The 17,743-nt window shown below is 61.2% G+C and carries 14 protein-coding genes; 9 read left to right on the top strand and 5 right to left on the bottom strand.

All coding sequences use genetic code 11. The features are described from left to right. Positions 1-31: 31 nt before the first annotated feature. The 4 genes from rsmA to GKKCFE_RS23195 are packed head-to-tail and all read right to left on the bottom strand — an operon-like array spanning position 32 to position 5,928. Positions 32-850, bottom strand: coding sequence for a 16S rRNA (adenine(1518)-N(6)/adenine(1519)-N(6))-dimethyltransferase RsmA (gene rsmA, locus GKKCFE_RS23210; protein WP_047228071.1), 819 nt, complete (start codon positions 848-850; stop codon positions 32-34). Then, complete coding sequence (gene pdxA / locus GKKCFE_RS23205) at positions 847-1,836, bottom strand: 4-hydroxythreonine-4-phosphate dehydrogenase PdxA (protein ID WP_076383430.1); 990 nt, start codon at positions 1,834-1,836, stop codon at positions 847-849. Before pdxA ends, rsmA begins: the two co-directional genes overlap by 4 nt. Further along, positions 1,833-3,149 (bottom strand): peptidylprolyl isomerase SurA, encoded by a 1,317-nt coding sequence (gene surA, locus GKKCFE_RS23200; RefSeq protein ID WP_139049028.1) that lies wholly within the window; start codon positions 3,147-3,149, stop codon positions 1,833-1,835. The genes pdxA and surA overlap by 4 nt, the downstream gene beginning before the upstream one ends. After that, positions 3,130-5,928, bottom strand: a complete 2,799-nt coding sequence (locus GKKCFE_RS23195) for an LPS-assembly protein LptD (protein ID WP_445577134.1) — start codon at positions 5,926-5,928, stop codon at positions 3,130-3,132. Before GKKCFE_RS23195 ends, surA begins: the two co-directional genes overlap by 20 nt. 130 nt (positions 5,929-6,058) lie before the next feature. On the opposite strand from GKKCFE_RS23195, the gene GKKCFE_RS23190 reads away from it, so the two are divergent. Genes GKKCFE_RS23190 through GKKCFE_RS23180 form a run of 3 tightly spaced genes read left to right on the top strand, consistent with a single transcriptional unit; the run spans position 6,059 to position 8,521 of the window. Further along, positions 6,059-7,084: an aminoglycoside phosphotransferase family protein gene (locus tag GKKCFE_RS23190; protein WP_445577133.1), complete on the top strand. Its 1,026-nt coding sequence runs from the start codon at positions 6,059-6,061 to the stop codon at positions 7,082-7,084. Further along, positions 7,081-7,752 carry an N-acetylmuramate alpha-1-phosphate uridylyltransferase MurU gene (murU, locus tag GKKCFE_RS23185; RefSeq protein WP_047228067.1) on the top strand — a complete coding sequence of 224 codons (672 nt, stop codon included), beginning with the start codon at positions 7,081-7,083 and terminating at the stop codon, positions 7,750-7,752. The genes GKKCFE_RS23190 and murU overlap by 4 nt, the downstream gene beginning before the upstream one ends. Before the next feature lies 1 nt (position 7,753). Continuing rightward, entirely contained in the window at positions 7,754-8,521 is a 768-nt protein-coding gene (locus tag GKKCFE_RS23180; protein ID WP_047228066.1) for a TerB family tellurite resistance protein, read from the top strand. A 42-nt stretch (positions 8,522-8,563) separates the two neighbouring features. On the opposite strand, the gene GKKCFE_RS23175 is transcribed toward GKKCFE_RS23180, so the two are convergent. After that, positions 8,564-9,559 (bottom strand): alpha/beta hydrolase family protein, encoded by a 996-nt coding sequence (locus tag GKKCFE_RS23175; RefSeq protein WP_445577132.1) that lies wholly within the window; start codon positions 9,557-9,559, stop codon positions 8,564-8,566. 74 nt (positions 9,560-9,633) lie between these two features. On the opposite strand from GKKCFE_RS23175, the gene GKKCFE_RS23170 reads away from it, so the two are divergent. From GKKCFE_RS23170 to GKKCFE_RS23145, 6 genes are all read left to right on the top strand, one after another. Further along, entirely contained in the window at positions 9,634-12,030 is a 2,397-nt protein-coding gene (locus GKKCFE_RS23170) for a PAS domain-containing sensor histidine kinase (RefSeq protein WP_445577131.1), read from the top strand. Between the two features lie 132 nt (positions 12,031-12,162). Further along, positions 12,163-12,792 carry a response regulator gene (locus tag GKKCFE_RS23165; RefSeq protein WP_445577130.1) on the top strand — a complete coding sequence of 210 codons (630 nt, stop codon included), beginning with the start codon at positions 12,163-12,165 and terminating at the stop codon, positions 12,790-12,792. Positions 12,793-13,137: 345 nt separating this feature from the next. Further along, positions 13,138-14,262 (top strand): ABC transporter ATP-binding protein, encoded by a 1,125-nt coding sequence (locus tag GKKCFE_RS23160; RefSeq protein WP_139049033.1) that lies wholly within the window; start codon positions 13,138-13,140, stop codon positions 14,260-14,262. 49 nt (positions 14,263-14,311) lie between these two features. Continuing rightward, complete coding sequence (locus GKKCFE_RS23155; protein ID WP_047228061.1) at positions 14,312-15,355, top strand: ABC transporter substrate-binding protein; 1,044 nt, start codon at positions 14,312-14,314, stop codon at positions 15,353-15,355. Between the two features lie 194 nt (positions 15,356-15,549). Continuing rightward, the gene (locus GKKCFE_RS23150) at positions 15,550-16,797 is read left to right on the top strand and encodes an ABC transporter permease (protein ID WP_047228060.1); all 1,248 of its coding nucleotides are present in this window, start codon (positions 15,550-15,552) and stop codon (positions 16,795-16,797) included. A gap of 12 nt (positions 16,798-16,809) precedes the next feature. Further along, on the top strand, positions 16,810-17,634 hold the full coding sequence (locus GKKCFE_RS23145) for an ABC transporter permease (protein WP_047228059.1): 825 nt from the start codon (positions 16,810-16,812) through the stop codon (positions 17,632-17,634). Positions 17,635-17,743: the final 109 nt, after the last annotated feature.

The raw sequence follows: 17,743 nt of genomic DNA, 5'->3' as shown, positions 1-17,743 counted from the left end.
CCAGACGTCCCACCCGATAGCGATGAGCTTGTCAGATGGCGTCGGCTTTGGGCGTTACCTGTTCGCTGAGTTTGTCGGCCAGGCGCACGAACGCCGCCAGGTCCAATTGCTCGGGACGCAGGCTGCCGTCAACGCCGGCGGCTTCGATTTCGGCGCTGCTGAGCAATAACTTCAGGGTGTTGCGCAGGGTTTTGCGACGCTGATTGAAAGCTTCGCGTACGACGCGCTCCAGCAGGCGATGATCCTTGGCCGGGTGCGGCAGGACGGCGTGGGGTACCAGGCGGACGATGGCCGAGTCGACTTTGGGGGGCGGGTTGAATGCCCCAGGGCCTACGTTGAACAGATGTTCGACCCGGCAATGGTACTGAACCATGATCGACAGGCGACCCCAGTCACCGCCGCCAGGGCCTGCAGCCAGCCGTTCGACCACCTCTTTTTGCAGCATGAAGTGCATGTCGCGGATCAGGCCAGCATTGCTCAGCAAATGAAAGATCAGCGGCGTGGAGATGTTGTACGGCAGATTCCCCACCACCCGCAGGCTATTGGGCGCCGCCTCCAGGCTATTGAAGTCGAACTTCAGCGCGTCGCCCTGGTGGAGGTTGAAATTGCTCATGCCAGCGAACTGCTGGTTGAGGATCGGGATCAGATCCTTGTCCAGTTCCACCACATCCAGTTGCGCGCCGCTGCCGAGCAGGCCTTCGGTCAGCGCGCCCTGGCCCGGGCCAATCTCCAGCAAGCGATCGTCGGGTTTGGCATTGATGGAGCGCAGGATGCGATCGATTACGCCAGCGTCATGCAGGAAGTTCTGGCCGAAGCGCTTGCGCGCGCGGTGTTGGTATTGCTCGGTCATAAATGGGTCTCGGCCATCTGGTAGGCGGTTTCCAGGGCGACCTGCAGGCTGCCGGTATCGATCCTGCCACTGCCGGCCAGGTCCAGGGCGGTGCCATGGTCCACCGATGTGCGGATGATCGGCAGGCCCAGGGTTACGTTGACTGCCGCGCCGAAGCCTTTGTACTTCAGTACGGGCAGGCCCTGATCGTGGTACATCGCCAGCACCGCGTCGCAGTGCTCCAGATATTTGGGGGTGAACAGAGTGTCGGCAGGCAGCGGGCCACGCAGGTCCATGCCCTCGCTGCGCAAGCGCTCCAAGGTGGGTTCTATGGTGTCGATTTCTTCATGGCCCAGATGTCCGCCTTCACCGGCATGGGGGTTGAGCCCGCACACCAGGATACGGGGCCGGGCGATGCCGAACTTTTCCTGCAGGTCGGCGTGCAATATCCGCGTGACCCGCTCCAGGCGTTGCGGGGTGATGGCATCGGCGACGTCCCGCAAGGGCAGGTGCGTGGTTACCAGTGCCACGCGCAGGCCGCGGGTGGCGAGCATCATTACCACCTGCGTGGTGTGGGTCAGGTCCGCCAGGAACTCGGTATGCCCGGAAAAGGCAATCCCGGATTCGTTGATCACGCCCTTGTGCACCGGAGCGGTGATCATGCCGGCGAAACTCCCGTCCAGGCAGCCCTGGCCAGCGCGGGTCAGGGTTTGCAGGACGAATGCCGCGTTGGTCTTGTCCAGTTGCCCGGTAACCACCGGGGCGCCCAGTGGCGTATCCCAGACATACAGGCTGTTGGCGGGGGCCGGGACATCCGGCCAGGCTCCCGGTGTCACCGGCAGCAGGTCGACGACCACCCCCAGCTGCGCAGCCCGCTCGAGGAGCAGGTCGCGGCTGGTGATGGCTATCAGGGGATGTGGCTGGGGTTGCGAGGCGAGCAGCAGGCACAGGTCGGGACCGATGCCGGCAGGCTCGCCGGGAGTCAGCGCGAAACGCTTGGGTTTCACTGCGCTGCCTGGTCTGCACCAGGGAGTTTGATTTCGACGTAGGCTTCATCGCGAATCTGACGCAGCCAGGTTTGCAGCTCTTCGTCGTATTTGCGGTTGCGCAGCACGGTCATCGCCTGTTGTTCACGAGCCTGGGTGGTGCTGTCGGTGGCGCGGCGGCCAAGGACTTCCAGTACGTGCCAGCCATAAGGGCTCTTGAACGGCTTGGACAGCTGGCCTTGTGGTGTCTCGGCCATCACCTGGCGGAACTCGGGCACCAGTGCGTTCGGGTCAACCCAGTTCAGGTCGCCGCCGTTGAGGGCTGATCCCGGGTCTTCCGAGAAACTCTTGGCCAGCTCGGCGAAATCTTCACCCGCTTCGATGCGCTCATAAAGCTTTTCCGCCAGACGCTGGGTCTCGGCTTCGCTGCGGATCTCGCTTGGCTTGATCAGGATATGACGAACATGCACTTCGTCACGCACCTGAGCACCGCCACCGCGCTTTTCCAACAGCTTGAGGATAATGAAGCCGCCGGGCGTGCGGGCTGGTTGAGTGATGTCACCCACGGCCATGCTGCTCAGTTCGCGATCGAACGGAGGGGGCAATTGGGCGGCTTTGCGCCAGCCCATATCACCACCTTCCAGGGCGTTGTCACTGCCAGACCTGGCAATGGCCATCTGACCGAAGTCGGCGCCTTGCTTGAGCTGCTGGTAGATGTCCATCGCCTGACGGTAAGCATTCTGGATGGCTTCGGAGTTGGCGCTTTCCGGGGTAGGAACCAGGATGTTCGCCAGGTGCAGTTCCTCGGAAAGCTGCATCTTGCCCAGATCGGAGGCGAGGAAGTTTTTCACTTCCTGCTCGGACACCTGGATGCGTTCGGCTACACGACGCTGGCGCACACGGCTGATGATCATCTCGCGGCGGATCTGATCGCGAGCGTCCTCGTAAGAGAGGCCGTCGCGAGCCAGGGCGGCGCGGAACTGGTCGACGCTCATGTTGTTACGCTGGGCAATGGTGCCGACGGCCTGGTTCAATTCTTCATCAGTGATGCGAATGCCCGAGCGTTCGCCAATCTGCAATTGCAGGTTTTCGACGATCAGGCGTTCGAGCACCTGTTGATCCAGTACGCCCGGAGGCGGCAGGCCACCACCGCGCTTGGCGATGGTCTGCTGCACTTCATGGACGCGCTGGTCCAGCTGGCTTTGCATGACCACGTCGTTGTCGACGATAGCCACCACTTTGTCGATGGGCTGTACCGCGGCGTTGGCCGCAGTACCCAGGAACAGCGCTCCCAGCATCAGCGGGCGCAGACAATCAGAAAGCTTGGTCTTCACGTTCACGATAACCTTGGATGCCTTTGTCGAGGAAGCTCTCTACCTTGGCGCCGGTGAGGCCGCCGAGTCCCTTCAGGACAATTTGGAGGAAGATGCCGTGGTCGCCCTTCTCGTTTTCCGGGGCGGCTTGACTGAACTCTTCATAGTCGACCCAGTAACGGTTGATCAGGCGCAGTTTCCAGCAGCAGTTGTCGTATTCGAAACCACCGAAGGCTTCCAGGGTACGGTTGCGGTTGTAGTCATACTGCCAGCGGCTGATGAGATTCCACTGCGGCACGACCGGCCAGATGACCGAGAAGTCGTGCTGCTGGATCTTGTAGTAGTCCTTCACGTAGCCCGGAGTGCCCGGAGTGCCATAGTCGCCGCCACCCACGGACCATTGGCCAGTAGTCTGGTCGTAGCGCACCTGGTCGTTGCGGTAGCGGTAACCGGCGTTGATGACCTTGTTCGGGTTGTCTTCAGGCTGGTAGTGGAACATCGCGCTGCCCGAGCGGGGGCTGCGGGTGTCCGGGTCCCAGTTGTAGGTGGCCGTGGTGCGCCAATCGCGATTCCAGCGGAATTCGTATTCCAGTGCGTATGGCGATACGTCCGACTTGGCATCTTCACGCGTGTTGAAGTCGATGCCGGGCAGTTGGACTTCGCGGTCCTTGAAGTAAAAGGCCTGGCCGACGCTGACGCGCTGGCGCTCGAAACCGTTTTCCTGGATCCAGCGACTGGTCACGCCCAGGGAGAGTTTGTTCTCGTCGCCGACACGGTCGGAGCCGGAGAAACGGTTGTCCCGGAACAGCGAGGAGTAGCTGAAAGTGGATTCGCCGGTGTCGAAAACCGGGATGTCGCTCTGATCTTTCTCAGGCACATAGAGGTAGAACAGTCGCGGTTCCAGGGTTTGACGGTAGTTGCTGCCAAACCACTGGGTGTCCCGGTCGAAGTACAGGCCGCTGTCGATGCTGGCGATTGGGACGCCGCGGCTCTGGCTGCCACTATAAGTACCCCGCAGGCGATCAGCCTCGGCAGACTGTGCGGCGATTTGCGACTTGCCCCTACCATCCAGGTCCAGATCGTATTGGGTGTACTGGTATTTAAGCGACGGCTTGATGAAGCCATAGCTTGCTTCCATCGGAAGGCTCACAACCGGCGCCAGGTTCAGGCGATTGCCGTTAGCCCGTGCCAGGCCGCGAACGTTGGTGTCCAGCCATGGCTCGAAGTTGCCGTCCTCATCGGTGTAATTGCCGGTCCGTAAATCTCGATCAAACCGCACCAGCTCCGTCTTGTAGGCGAAATCCAGACCATACGGGTGCTGCGGCAGGTCGCCAATGAAGGTGATCTGCGGCAGGCGGTTGTACGGCGTGATCTTCGAAATCGTCGCCATCTGGTAAGCCTGTACATTCAGCCGCGCAACGTAGTTGTCACCCCGATAACTGACTGCACCCTGCTGGTTTACCCGGTCATTGGACTCAACACCAATCTGGTCGGACTGCAGATCCTGGAAGTAATAAGGATCGCTGATCTTGGTGTAGTCGACTTCCGTCAGCACGCGCGAATCGAGCCCACCCTTGTGCTGCCAGTTGTACATGTAGCGGGTCTTGTCGTAGTCGGACTGGCCACTACGTTCATCGTCTTCATCGTTGAGGTACGCCGCACCGAACTGACCTTCGCTGGACTTGGTCAGGTAGCGGAACTCGCCTTCCATCAACAGGCCGCGCTTGCTCATGTAGCGCGGATACAACGTGGCGTCGTAGTTGGGTGCCAGGTTGAAGTAATACGGAGTGACCAGCAAAAAGCCGGTATCGGTGCCGGTGCCGATGGTCGGCGGCAGGAAGCCGGACTGGCGACGGTCATCGATCGGGAAATAGATGTACGGCGTATACAGGACCGGGAAGTCCTTGACCCGCAGCGTCACGTTGGTGGCGGTGCCGAAGCCGGTAGCCGGGTTCAGGGTGATGTTGTTGCCCTTGAGCGTCCAGGCGTTGCTGCCCGGCTCGCACGTGGTGTACGTACCGTCCTTGAGGCGGATGATCGCGTTTTCAGCACGCTTGGCGTACAGCGCGTTACCGCGGATGCGTGACTTGTGCATCACGTATTCGGCGTTGTCGACCTTGGCTTCGCCAGTGTCCAACTGCACATCGGCGTGGTCGCCAACGATCAGCGCGCCGTTGTCACGGACCCGAACGTTGCCGCTCAGCTCGCCGCGGTTTTCAGCCTGGTACAGGTTGGCCTCGTCGGCCTCGACCTGCATGCTGCCTTGACGCATGACCACGTCGCCGGCCAGCGTTGCCACCTGCTCTTCCTGCTGGTAGCGCGATGCTTTGGCGCCAAGGAAGGTCGGAGCGTCGCTTTTGTCCGTCTTGTCATTCATGCCAGGACGAACGGGCTCGATATAGGCGCCGGCGCAATAAGGACCGGTTTCGGCCAATTGGGCAGGGGTGAGGTTCTCCCGTGGAACCCAGTCCAGGTGACTGTAGTCCGCACTGCGAGACTTCAGGCCGCGGCCTTTGGCTTCGGTGACGAGCACGGGCTTGTCGCCGGCTTCTTCGCCCGAGCTGCTGTCGGCCGGGGCCTCGCCGCTGGCGGAAACCGCACTGCCGTCATGCACCGGACGTGGCGGCAATGCAGCAGCCGGCGTCTTGGGCGAACAGTCCCAGGCACCCGAAGCGGAGACGGAGCAGTCATACTGCTCTGCCGCGACGACGAATGAAGAGGCCAAGGGTTGCAGGGCCAGCAGACTGCCGGTGACCAGCAACGGAAATTTTTTACGAAACGCGGGGGATTTCAATGCCATCTTATTAGTCCGGGCTTCCTGCGTGCCATCTGCCCGCGGTGTGGGCCGCACGCCTCTCGATGGTCTGAAAAAGATGCTGGATAATAAAGCATGACCCGCTTGACGGCTAGCGCCGTCGGAGACCCTTGCAATGCCTGACCAAGATGTACGCCTGCAACACCTGAAAGTTTGGCTCGATGAGCAGCTGCCGATCCTTTTTGTTCAGCAGGGCTGGGGCGCCGTACCCCCGGCCACGTTGACCGCGGCCAGCAGCGACGCGAGTTTCCGCCGTTATTTCCGCTGGGAAGGCGAGGGCCGCAGTTTGATCGTGATGGATGCGCCACCGCCCCAGGAAAACTGCAAACCCTTCGTGGACATTGCTTTTTTGCTGGCTAAATCCGGCATCAACGTGCCAAAAATTTATGCCGAAGACCTCGAACGCGGTTTTCTTTTGCTCAATGACTTGGGCAATCAGACGTATCTGGACGTGATCAACGGCGACAATGCCGACCCATTATTCCGTGACGCCCTGCAGGCCCTGCTGGCTTTCCAGCAACTGCCGATGGTCGCGCCACTGCCCAGCTACGACGTCGCTTTGCTGCACCGGGAGCTGGAGCTGTTTCCTGAGTGGTACGTCAAGCATGAGCTGGGTATCGAATTCGATGCTGCTCAACAAGCGCTCTGGCAGCAGGCCAGCGACCTGCTGATCAACAGCGCGCTGGCTCAGCCGAAAGTGCTGGTTCATCGCGACTACATGCCACGCAACCTGATGCTCAGTGAACCGAACCCCGGCGTACTGGACTTTCAGGATGCGGTCTACGGCCCGGTGACCTATGACGTCACGTGTCTGTTCAAGGACGCCTTTCTCAGTTGGCCCGAGGAGCGCGTGCGTGGCTGGCTCGAGGATTACTGGCAGCGGGCCGGTGCGCTCGGCATCCCGGTCCAGCCGGACCTCGAGGATTTCCTGCGGGCCAGCGACCTGATGGGCGTGCAGCGCCATCTCAAGGTCATCGGGATTTTCGCGCGTATTTGCCACCGCGACGGCAAGCCGCGCTACCTGGGCGATGTGCCGCGCTTCTTTGCCTATATAGAAGCGGTCATTGCCCGTCGCCCTGAACTGGCGGAACTGGATCAGTTGCTCTCCAGCCTGCGTCAGTCGGCCGGAGCGACGGCATGAAAGCGATGATCCTGGCGGCGGGTAAAGGGGAGCGGATGCGGCCCTTGACCCTCACCACGCCCAAGCCGCTGGTTCGTGCCGGCGGCGTTCCCTTGATCGAATACCATCTGCGTGCCTTGGTTCGGGCCGGGTTCAAGGATATCGTGATCAATCACGCCTGGCTCGGTCAGCAAATCGAAGATTATCTAGGGGACGGTTCACGTTTTGGCGTGAGCATTCATTTCTCGCCCGAAGGTGAGCCGCTGGAAACCGGCGGTGGCATTTTCCGCGCCCTGCCGTTGCTGGGCGACGAAGCGTTCCTGGTGGTCAACGGCGACATCTGGACCGATTACGATTTCAGCGCCTTACGCCGACCTCTGGACGGCTTGGCGCACCTGGTACTGGTGGATAATCCCGAACACCATCCGGGCGGCGATTTCCTCCTGGCCGACGGACAGATTCATGATGGCGGGGCGGCTGCCGACAAACTGACCTACAGCGGCATTGCCGTCTTGCATCCGCGGTTGTTCGAGGGCTGCCTGGACGGCGCGTTCAAACTCGCACCGCTGCTACGCAAGGCCATGGCCGAGGGTCAGGTCAGCGGCGAGCACCTGAAGGGACACTGGGTGGATGTGGGGACTCATGAACGTTTGGCGCAGGTTGAAACCTTGATAGAAGCGAGCCGTTGATATGTGGTGGCCAGGGACTCTGATTGGAGCCGGGGCGGGCTTTGCCATAGCCAGCATTCCGGGGGCCATGCTGGGAGCGTTATTAGGACAGGCGCTGGATCGGCGACTTAATCTGCAAGGCTGGGCGCAGCTGCGCGAGCGTTTGGGTGGCCGTCCGGCATTACGCAACGATGAGTTGTTGTTTGTATTGCTGGGCCGGCTGGCCAAGAGCGATGGACGAGTGGTGGATGGGCACATCCAGCAGGCGCGTCAGGAGATGCGCGCGCTGGACCTGAGCGAGCCAGCGCAACGCCGGGCCGTCGCCGCATTCAACCGGGGCAAAACCGGAAACGACCATTTGCGCGGTTATTTGCGTCGCCTTGCGACCCAGCCCCATGCGGCTGAGGGCGTGCTGCGCGCCTGCTGGCGGATGGTCTGGGCCGACGGTCGCGCGGGCATAGCCGAGCGTGAGTTGCTTGCTCAGTGGGGCAAATGGCTGGGGTGGACGCCGCAACAGGTCCAGGCACTGGCGGCGGATTACGAGCCACACAAACAGTCGTTGCCCAACAGCGGCGCGACCTATCAGGAGGCGTTACGCTTGCTGGGAGTTTCGGCCACCAGCGAGCCGTCGCAGATCAAGCGGGCTTATCGCCGTCTGCTCAGTCGTCACCACCCGGACAAGATTGCCGGCAGTGGGGCGACGCCGTTGCAAGTGCGTGATGCCACCGACAAGACCCGGGAGTTGCACAACGCCTATCGGTTGATCCGCGAGCGCCGGGATTTTCGCTAGAAGGGGATCGCCACAGTGGCTGGCTTGGGGCTTGTCTAAGCCTCACTCCCCCGGCTTCTGCGGGTTCAACCAACCCCGTACCCGACGAAACAGCTGTTCTTGCTGCGCCGATGAGTTGGGCACCGCTTTGAGTGACACCTGACTGAAGCTTGATCCTTTAAGACGCTTACTGGCCTGTAAGCGCTCCAGCGCTGCATTGCGATCCTGAGCTTTGTCCATGTAGAAGATGTCGGCGGTGGCCAGCTTCAAGGTAGGGGTCAGTTCGGCCAGGGCGGGCTTGACTGCGAGCGGGGTCTGGGCGGCGACCATCACGAAACGCTCGAATTGCGAGGGCTGTTTTTCATTCAGGTAACGTGCCGCCCAATAGGCGCCGGTGCCGTGGCCCAGCAGAACAATACTGCGGGCGCCCTGCTGTTCGGCGTAGGCCAGTGCCGCATCGATGCGGGCAAAGATACGTTCGGCATCGGCCAGGAGGTGTTCCTCGCTGGTTTGGGCAACGACCGGATCCACAGCGTCAGCCTCGCCGCCCGCCACTTGTTCAATCGGTGCTGCGGTCGTGGCGTCCGGTGCCGCGCCAGCCACGTCGGCCGGTTTGGTCTCGGGCGGTGTTTCCACCACGCGCGGTGCGATGACGTCGCTTTGCAGGTCCGGCAGGGTGATACTCAGGCTGCTCCACTCGATATCCGGTAACTTTTTGCGCATCGGGCCGATCACTTGAGGCCAGTCAGCGGTTTCGCCGGCGCCGGGGACTATGATGACCGCGCCCTTGGGTTCGCTGGTGTTGGCTGGTTTCCAGAGAGCCAGGAAGGTGTCGCTGCCGGTTTGTAGCTGTTGTTGCTCCTGGACCGGGATCTCCCGTTCAAGTGCTGTCGCTTCTTCTTCGCTGCGCTCGAGCAAAGGCGGACGTTCGACCGGTTTTTCCTCGGTGGCTTGATCCGCCGCCGCGGGGGCCGGTTCTTCAGCCTGTACAGAAAAGGCACTCGGCAGGATCAGCGACAGGCACAATGCTGGCAATGCCAGGCGATAAACAAAGGGCATCGGATATTCCATGACCAGAAGTATTTCCGGCAGCCTAATGGGTTGGTCAGTATTTGTCAGTGCATGAGACTTCGATGATGCGTTTTTGCTGCCTGTGGGTTATCGGCTGTTTATGGCTTCCCTTGATGGCGTGGGCCGCGCCCGCACCGTCGTTGACTGGGGTGCAACTGGACGCGGGCCAGCGACAATGGCTGCTCCAGCATCCGCAACTGCGCGTCGGCCTCGTGTTGCAGGCGCCCTATGCGCAATATGACCGGCGCTTGCAGCGTCTGTCCGGCACCAATGTCGAGCTGATGCAGTGGTTGGGCAAGGCGTTGAATGTCGAACTGACCTGGCGCAATTTCCAGGACGTGGCGCAGTTGGAAGCCGCGTTGCGCTCCGGTGAGGTGGATGTTGCCCCAGGGCTGACCCAGACCCCGGCCGGGTTGCGACTCTGGCGGTTTTCCGACCCCTACATGCGCGTGCCGCAATTGATCGTGGGCCAGAAGAAGGGCGCCGAAGGGGTCGAGCTGGAAAAGCTCGATGCTCAAGTGCGGGTGGCGGTGCGCATGCCCAGTACCACGGCCGATTATTTGCGTAGCAACTACCCGACGTTGAATCTTCAAGGCGTACCGTTGGAGCGTCAGGCGTTGCAACTGTTGTTGAGCCAGCAGGCCGGTTACGCGGTGGTCGATGAGGCGCAGTTGGGGCGACTGATGGTCGAGCCTGAATTCGCCGGGCTGGTGGTCGTAGGCGATATCGGCCTGCCGCAACTGTTGCGCGTCGCCACTCGCCGGGATTGGCCTGAGTTGGCCGACATCATCGAGAGCGGTTTGCAGGCGATCCCGGCCAAGGAACTTGAGCAACTGCACAGTCGCTGGCTCAAGCCCAAATATCCACGTCTGACCGACACCCCGGGTTTCTGGCAAAACCTGACCCTATTGCTGCTGGCCCTGCTCTTGAGCTGCGTGGCGATCGTGTTCTGGCAGCGCCGCGAGCAAAGGGCGCTGGAGCGGCGCCTGCGCAATGCGCGAAATGACATCGCCCAGCGGACCGCCAGCGAGGAAGCCCTGCGCCTGACGCAATTTTCCATCGACCAAAGCACTGTCGGCATTCTCTGGGTCAATTGGGATAGCCATGTACGGTATGCCAACCGCGCCGCCGAAATCATGCTGGGCTATGCGCCGGGCGCGATCATTGAACGCCCCTTGATCGACTTCGAACCGGGCCTGCACATGGATCGCTGGCTGAACCTGTGGAAACGCGCCCGGGCCAGCGAGGAGGGGCCACAGAGTTTCGAAACCGAATGCGTGCGGGCTGATGGAAGTATCCTTCCGGCCGATGTTTCCTTGAGCTTCCTGCGCTTTCGCGATGCCGAATACCTGGTGGTCTACATAAACGACGTCACCGAGCGCCGTCGCGCGCTGGCGGCGCTGCGCGAAAGCGAGGCGCGCTTGCAGGGGATCGCTGCCAACGTCCCGGGCCTGGTCTTTCGCCTGGAGCGGGCGCCGGTAACCGGGCAGATCGACTTTGCCTACATCAGTGAGGGTAGCGAAAGCCTCGTGGGGTATTCGCCAGCGACCCTGGCCCGTAGCGACACCGGCCTGCGCAGCCTCGTACACCCCCAGGACAAGGCCAGTTATCACCGCACTCAGGATCAGGCGCTGGACAACGACAGCGACTGGTCGTGGCAGGGGCGCATCCTGACCCGCGAAGGCCGGGAGCGCTGGGCCGAGATCAAGGCCATTACCCGTCGTCTCGAAGACGGCGCTTACGTGTGGGACGGTATCGTCTGGGACATCACCGAAAGCAAGCGCATCGAACTGGAGCTGGCCAGCTCCAGGGAGCAGCTGCGCGAATTGTCGGCGCACCTGGAGAGCGTGCGGGAAGAGGAAAAGGCGCGCATAGCTCGGGAGGTCCACGACGAGTTGGGGCAAATGTTGACCGTCTTGAAGCTGGAAACGTCCATGTGCGAACTGGCCTATGCGCAGCTCGACCCGGGCCTGCAAGAGCGGCTCAACAGCATGAAGCGCCTGATTGCCCAATTGTTCCAGTTGGTGCGGGACGTGGCGACGGCATTGCGACCTCCGATCCTTGATGCGGGCATCGCCTCGGCCATCGAATGGCAGGCGCGGCGTTTCGAGGCGCGCACGCAGATCCCATGCCTGGTACAGGTGCCGGACAATCTTCCGCCCTTGAGCGACGCCAAGGCCATCGGTCTGTTTCGAATTCTCCAGGAAGCGCTGACCAATGTGATGCGCCATGCTCAGGCGCATACTGTAGAACTGACGCTGGTGCAGGAAGACGACCAGCTTTGTCTGACGGTGAGCGACGACGGTGTAGGATTCGTTCCCGCCACGGGTCGGCCGACCTCCTTTGGTCTGGTCGGCATGCGGGAGCGGGTGTTGATCATGGGCGGGCAGTTATCGTTGGAAAGTGAGCCAGGGGAGGGGACGACCCTGGCGGTGCGGGTACCGGTGAATGAGGCCTGATGATTTTTGTTTGGCTTGGCTTGGCTGACGCTATCGCGAGCAGGCTCGCTCCCACATTGATTGAGATGCACACACGCACAACCCTGTGGGAGCGAGCCTGCTCGCGATGAGATTCTGAATCTGGAGAAAAACGTGATCCGTGTACTGGTAGCCGAAGACCACACCATCGTGCGCGAAGGCATCAAGCAGTTGATCGGCCTGGCAAAGGACCTGGTGGTCGTGGGGGAGGCGAGCAATGGCGAACAATTGCTGGAGATCCTGCGGCATGTGCCCTGCGAAGTGGTGCTGTTGGATATCTCCATGCCTGGCGTCAATGGTCTGGAGGCGATCCCGCGGATCCGAGCGTTGAACAATCCACCGGCCATCCTGGTGTTGTCGATGCACGACGAGGCGCAAATGGCGGCGCGCGCGCTGAAGGTCGGCGCCGCCGGCTACGCGACCAAGGACAGCGACCCGGCCTTGCTGCTCATGGCGATTCGCAAGGTCGCGGCCGGCGGACGTTACATCGACCCGGAACTGGCCGACCGCATGGTTTTCGAAGTGGGCCTGACCGACAGCCGACCGCTGCACTCGCTGCTGTCCGAGCGCGAATTCTCGGTCTTCGAGCGCCTGGCCCAAGGGGCCAACGTCAACGACATCGCCCAGCAATTGGCCCTGAGCAGCAAAACCATCAGCACTCACAAAGCGCGGCTGATGCAGAAACTCAACATCACTTCCTTGGCGGAACTGGTGAAGTACGCGATGGAGCATAAGTTGCTCTAAGCCCACCACAATCCCCTGTGGGAGCGAGCCTGCTCGCGATAGCATTGGACCATTCAGCATCTTAGTTGACTGACACACCGCCATCGCGAGCAGGCTCGCTCCCACAGGGGCAGTGTGTCGGCATATCCATTTGCGACACGCCCCAACACCGCTTTTGTCCCTGCTTGCAGCTTGCAGCTCATAACTCACGACTGTCCTTATCCAATCCCGCCATCCTTGTAGGGAAATCCCTACACCGACTCTTCCATCCGGCTGAGGCGATTCTCTCCTGCGCCCCGATTTGCGCAGGCCCCAGGCTCCACTAGGCTTGATTCACAAGCAGTCATCAATACAAAAGGTGCGGGTATGAGCCAGGTCGATTCAAGCGCGGGGGCCAGTGATGTGCTGGTCAGCTTTCGTGGTGTGCAAAAGAGCTACGACGGCGAGAACCTGATCGTCAAGGACCTCAACCTGGACATTCGCAAAGGCGAATTCCTGACTCTGCTCGGGCCGTCCGGTTCCGGCAAAACCACCAGCCTGATGATGCTCGCCGGGTTTGAAACACCCACTGCCGGTGAGATCCAGCTGGCCGGACGCTCCATCAACAACGTGCCGCCCCACAAGCGTGACATCGGCATGGTGTTCCAGAACTACGCTTTGTTCCCGCACATGACCGTTGCCGAGAACCTGGCCTTCCCGCTGACCGTGCGCGGCTTGAACAAAAGCGACGTGAGTGATCGGGTCAAGCGCGTCTTGAGCATGGTCCAGCTGGACACGTTTGCCCAACGCTACCCGGCGCAGTTGTCCGGCGGCCAGCAACAGCGCGTGGCCCTGGCCCGGGCGCTGGTGTTCGAACCGCAACTGGTGCTGATGGACGAACCCCTTGGCGCCTTGGACAAACAACTGCGTGAACACATGCAGATGGAGATCAAGCATCTGCATCAGCGCCTCGGTGTGACAGTGGTCTATGTGACTCACGACCAGGGCGAAGCCTTGACCATGTCCGACCGGGTAGCGGTGTTCCATCAAGGCGAAATCCAGCAGATTGCCCCGCCACGCACCCTCTACGAAGAGCCAAAGAACACCTTCGTCGCCAATTTCATCGGCGAGAACAACCGTCTCAACGGCCGCCTGCACAGCCAGACCGGCGATCGTTGCCTGGTGGAGCTGGGGCGTGGTGAAAAGGTCGAGGCCCTGGCGGTGAACGTCGGCAAACCCGGCGAGCCGGTGACCCTGTCGATCCGCCCGGAACGGGTGAGCCTCAACGGCGCAAGCGAACAATGTGTCAACCGCTTCTCAGGGAGGGTGGCGGAATTCATCTATCTGGGCGACCACGTCCGGGTTCGCCTGGAGGTCTGTGGCAAGAATGACTTCTTCGTGAAACAACCGATTGCCGAACTCGATCCCGGGCTCGCTGTTGGGGACGTGGTTCCGCTTGGCTGGCAAGTCGAGCATGTGCGTGCGCTCGATCCCCTTCTAGAGGCGAATTGATCGCCCCCTGCTGTACCAACACCAACCCTGCACGTGGAGAGAACAATAAATGTTGAGATCCCTGAAGTTCACAGCCCTGACCCTGGGCATGATGGGTGCGGCAAGCGCGATGGCGGCGGGCCCGGACCTGACTGTGGTGTCTTTCGGTGGGGCGAACAAGGCGGCTCAGGCCAAAGCCTTCTACGCGCCGTGGGAAGCCGCCGGCAACGGCAAGATCATCGCTGGCGAATACAACGGTGAAATGGCCAAGGTCAAGGCCATGGTCGACACCAAGAGCGTTTCGTGGGACTTGGTGGAAGTCGAGTCCCCGGAGCTGTCCCGTGGTTGTGACGAAGACATGTTCGAGCAACTGGACCCGGCTCTGTTCGGCAAGGCCGAAGACTACGTCAAGGGCGCCATCCAGCCTTGCGGCGTGGGCTTCTTCGTGTGGTCCACCGTGCTGGCCTACAACGCCGACAAACTGAAAACCGCACCGACCAGTTGGGCGGATTTCTGGGACACCAAGCAATTCCCAGGCAAGCGTGGCCTGCGTAAAGGCGCCAAGTACACCCTGGAATTTGCCTTGATGGCTGACGGCGTCGCGCCGAAAGACGTGTACAAAGTGCTGGCCGGCAAAGATGGCCAGGATCGTGCCTTCAAGAAGCTCGACGAACTCAAGCCGAACATCCAGTGGTGGGAGGCCGGCGCCCAGCCGCCGCAGTACCTGGCTTCCGGTGACGTGGTCATGAGCTCGGCCTACAACGGTCGGATCGCCGCGGTGCAGAAGGAAAGCAACCTGAAAGTGGTGTGGAACGGCGGCATCTACGACTTCGACGCATGGGCAATTCCACGCGGTCTGGACAAGACCCGCGCCGAAGCTGCGAAGAAATTCATCGCTTTCTCGGTGGCACCGCAGCAGCAAAAGATCTACTCGGAAAACATCGCCTACGGCCCGGCCAATACCCAGGCTGTACCGCTGTTGTCCAAGGATGTCTTGAAAGACATGCCGACCACCCCGGAAAACATCGCCAACCAGGTGCAGATCGACGTCAGCTTCTGGGCTGACAACGGTGAGCAACTGGAGCAGCGCTTCAACTCCTGGGCGGCGAAGTAACCGCTGACAGAGATCGTTCCCACGCTCCGCGTGGGAATGCCGCCCAGGACGCTTCGCGCCCTTTGTGACGCAGTGCGTCATTGGATGCATTCCCACGCGGAGCGTGGGAACGATCCCCTCAGAGGCCAACGTTTCAAAAGAACAGAAGCGGCACGCCGCTTCTGTAACGATCAAAAAGATTTGCGGAGTTCGCCATGGCCATCGCCGTTCCACTGAACGCGGGCACCAGCCCCACCCTGAAGCAACGGCTCAAGCGCGCCGAGCGGGTCAACCGCTGGAAGGCCCAGGCCTTGATCGCGCCGCTGGTGTTGTTTCTGTTGCTGGTGTTCCTGGTGCCAATCGTGGCGCTGCTGTTCAAAAGCGTCAGCAACCCGGAAGTGGTCAACGGCATGCCGCGCACTGTCGCCGCGGTCGCTGCCTGGGACGGACGTGGGTTGCCAGGCGAGCCGGTATACAAAGCCGCCAGCGAAGACCTGGCCGAAGCGCGCAAGAATCAGACCTTGGGCGATTTGTCCAAGCGCCTGAACATGGAACTGGCCGGCTATCGCAGCCTGCTGACCAAGACCGCCCGTGCGCTGCCGTTCGCCACCGAGCCGGTTTCCTATAAAGAAGCGATGGAGAGCCTCGACGAACGCTGGGGGGATCCGGCGTATTGGCAGGTGATCCGCCGCAACACCAGTGATGTCACCCCGTATTACCTGCTGGCGGCCGTCGATCATCGCATCGATGATCTTGGCGAACTGGCCCCGGCCACCCCCGACCAGGCGATCTACCTGGATATTTTTGCCCGTACGTTCTGGATGGGCCTGGTGATTACCGCGATCTGCCTGGTGCTGGCCTATCCGTTGGCCTACCTGCTGGCGAACCTGCCGTCGCGCCAAAGCAACCTGCTGATGATTTTGGTGCTGTTGCCGTTCTGGACGTCGATCCTGGTGCGGGTGGCGGCGTGGATCGTGCTGCTGCAATCGGGCGGGCTGATCAACAGTGGCCTGATGGCCATGGGCATTATCGATAAGCCTCTGGAGTTGGTGTTCAACCGCGCCGGTGTCTACATCTCCATGGTCCATATCCTGCTGCCGTTCATGATCCTGCCGATTTACAGCGTGATGAAAGGCATCTCTCCGACTTACATGCGTGCGGCGATTTCCCTGGGCTGCCATCCGTTCGCCAGCTTCTGGCGCGTGTATTTCCCGCAGACCTATGCCGGTGTCGGCGCCGGTTGCCTGTTGGTGTTCATCCTCGCCATCGGCTACTACATCACTCCGGCGTTGCTGGGCAGCCCGAGCGATCAGATGGTCAGCTATTTTGTCGCGTTCTACACCAACACCAGCATCAACTGGGGTATGGCCACGGCGCTCGGCGGGTTGTTGTTGCTGGCAACCGTCGTGCTGTATCTGATTTACAACTGGCTGGTGGGCGCCAGTCGCCTGCGCCTGAGCTGAGGGGAGATTGAAATGCTGAGTCCTTACATGTCCCCCGTCGAGCGGGTGTGGTTCTACAGCTTGCGCATATTCTGCGGGCTGATCCTGTTGTTCCTAATCCTGCCGGTGCTGGTGATCATTCCATTGTCGTTCAACTCCGGCAGCTTCCTGGTGTACCCGTTGCAAGGCTTTTCGTTGCAGTGGTACCACGATTTCTTCGCTTCGGCGGAGTGGATGCGAGCGCTGAGGAACAGCGTCATCGTCGCCCCGGCGGCGACGGTACTGGCGATGGTCTTCGGTACCCTGGCGGCGATTGGCCTGACCCGTGGTGATTTCCCAGGCAAGGCGCTGGTGATGGCCCTGGTGATCTCGCCGATGGTGGTGCCGGTGGTGATCATCGGGGTGGCCAGTTACCTGTTCTTCGCTCCGCTGGGGATGGGCAACAGTTTCTTCTCGCTGATCGTGGTCCATGCCGTGCTGGGCGTGCCGTTCGTCATCATCACGGTGTCGGCGACTCTGCAGGGCTTTAACTACAATCTGGTTCGGGCCGCCGCCAGCCTTGGGGCTTCGCCGTTGACGGCGTTTCGTCGAGTGACCTTGCCGTTGATCGCCCCGGGCGTGATCTCCGGCGCACTGTTCGCCTTCGCGACCTCGTTCGATGAAGTGGTGGTGACGCTGTTCCTGGCCGGTCCCGAGCAGGCAACTCTGCCAAGGCAGATGTTCAGCGGTATCCGCGAGAACCTCAGCCCCACCATCGCCGCCGCCGCGACGCTGCTGATCGCCTTTTCGGTGATCCTGTTGCTGACTCTGGAGTGGTTGCGTGGGCGTAGCGAGAAGCTGCGTACTGCGCAGGTCTGACGGTCAGTATTGTACCCTGTGGGAGCGAGCCTGCTCGCGATAGCGGAGTGTCAGTCGATAAAAATGTCGAATGTTCTACCGCCATCGCGAGCAGGCTCGCTCCCACAGG

The sequence above is a fragment of the Pseudomonas sp. E141 genome (genome assembly GCF_052659885.1).
The sequence above is the reverse complement of the archived record's forward strand: the minus strand, read 5'-3'. Positions and strand labels throughout refer to the sequence as shown.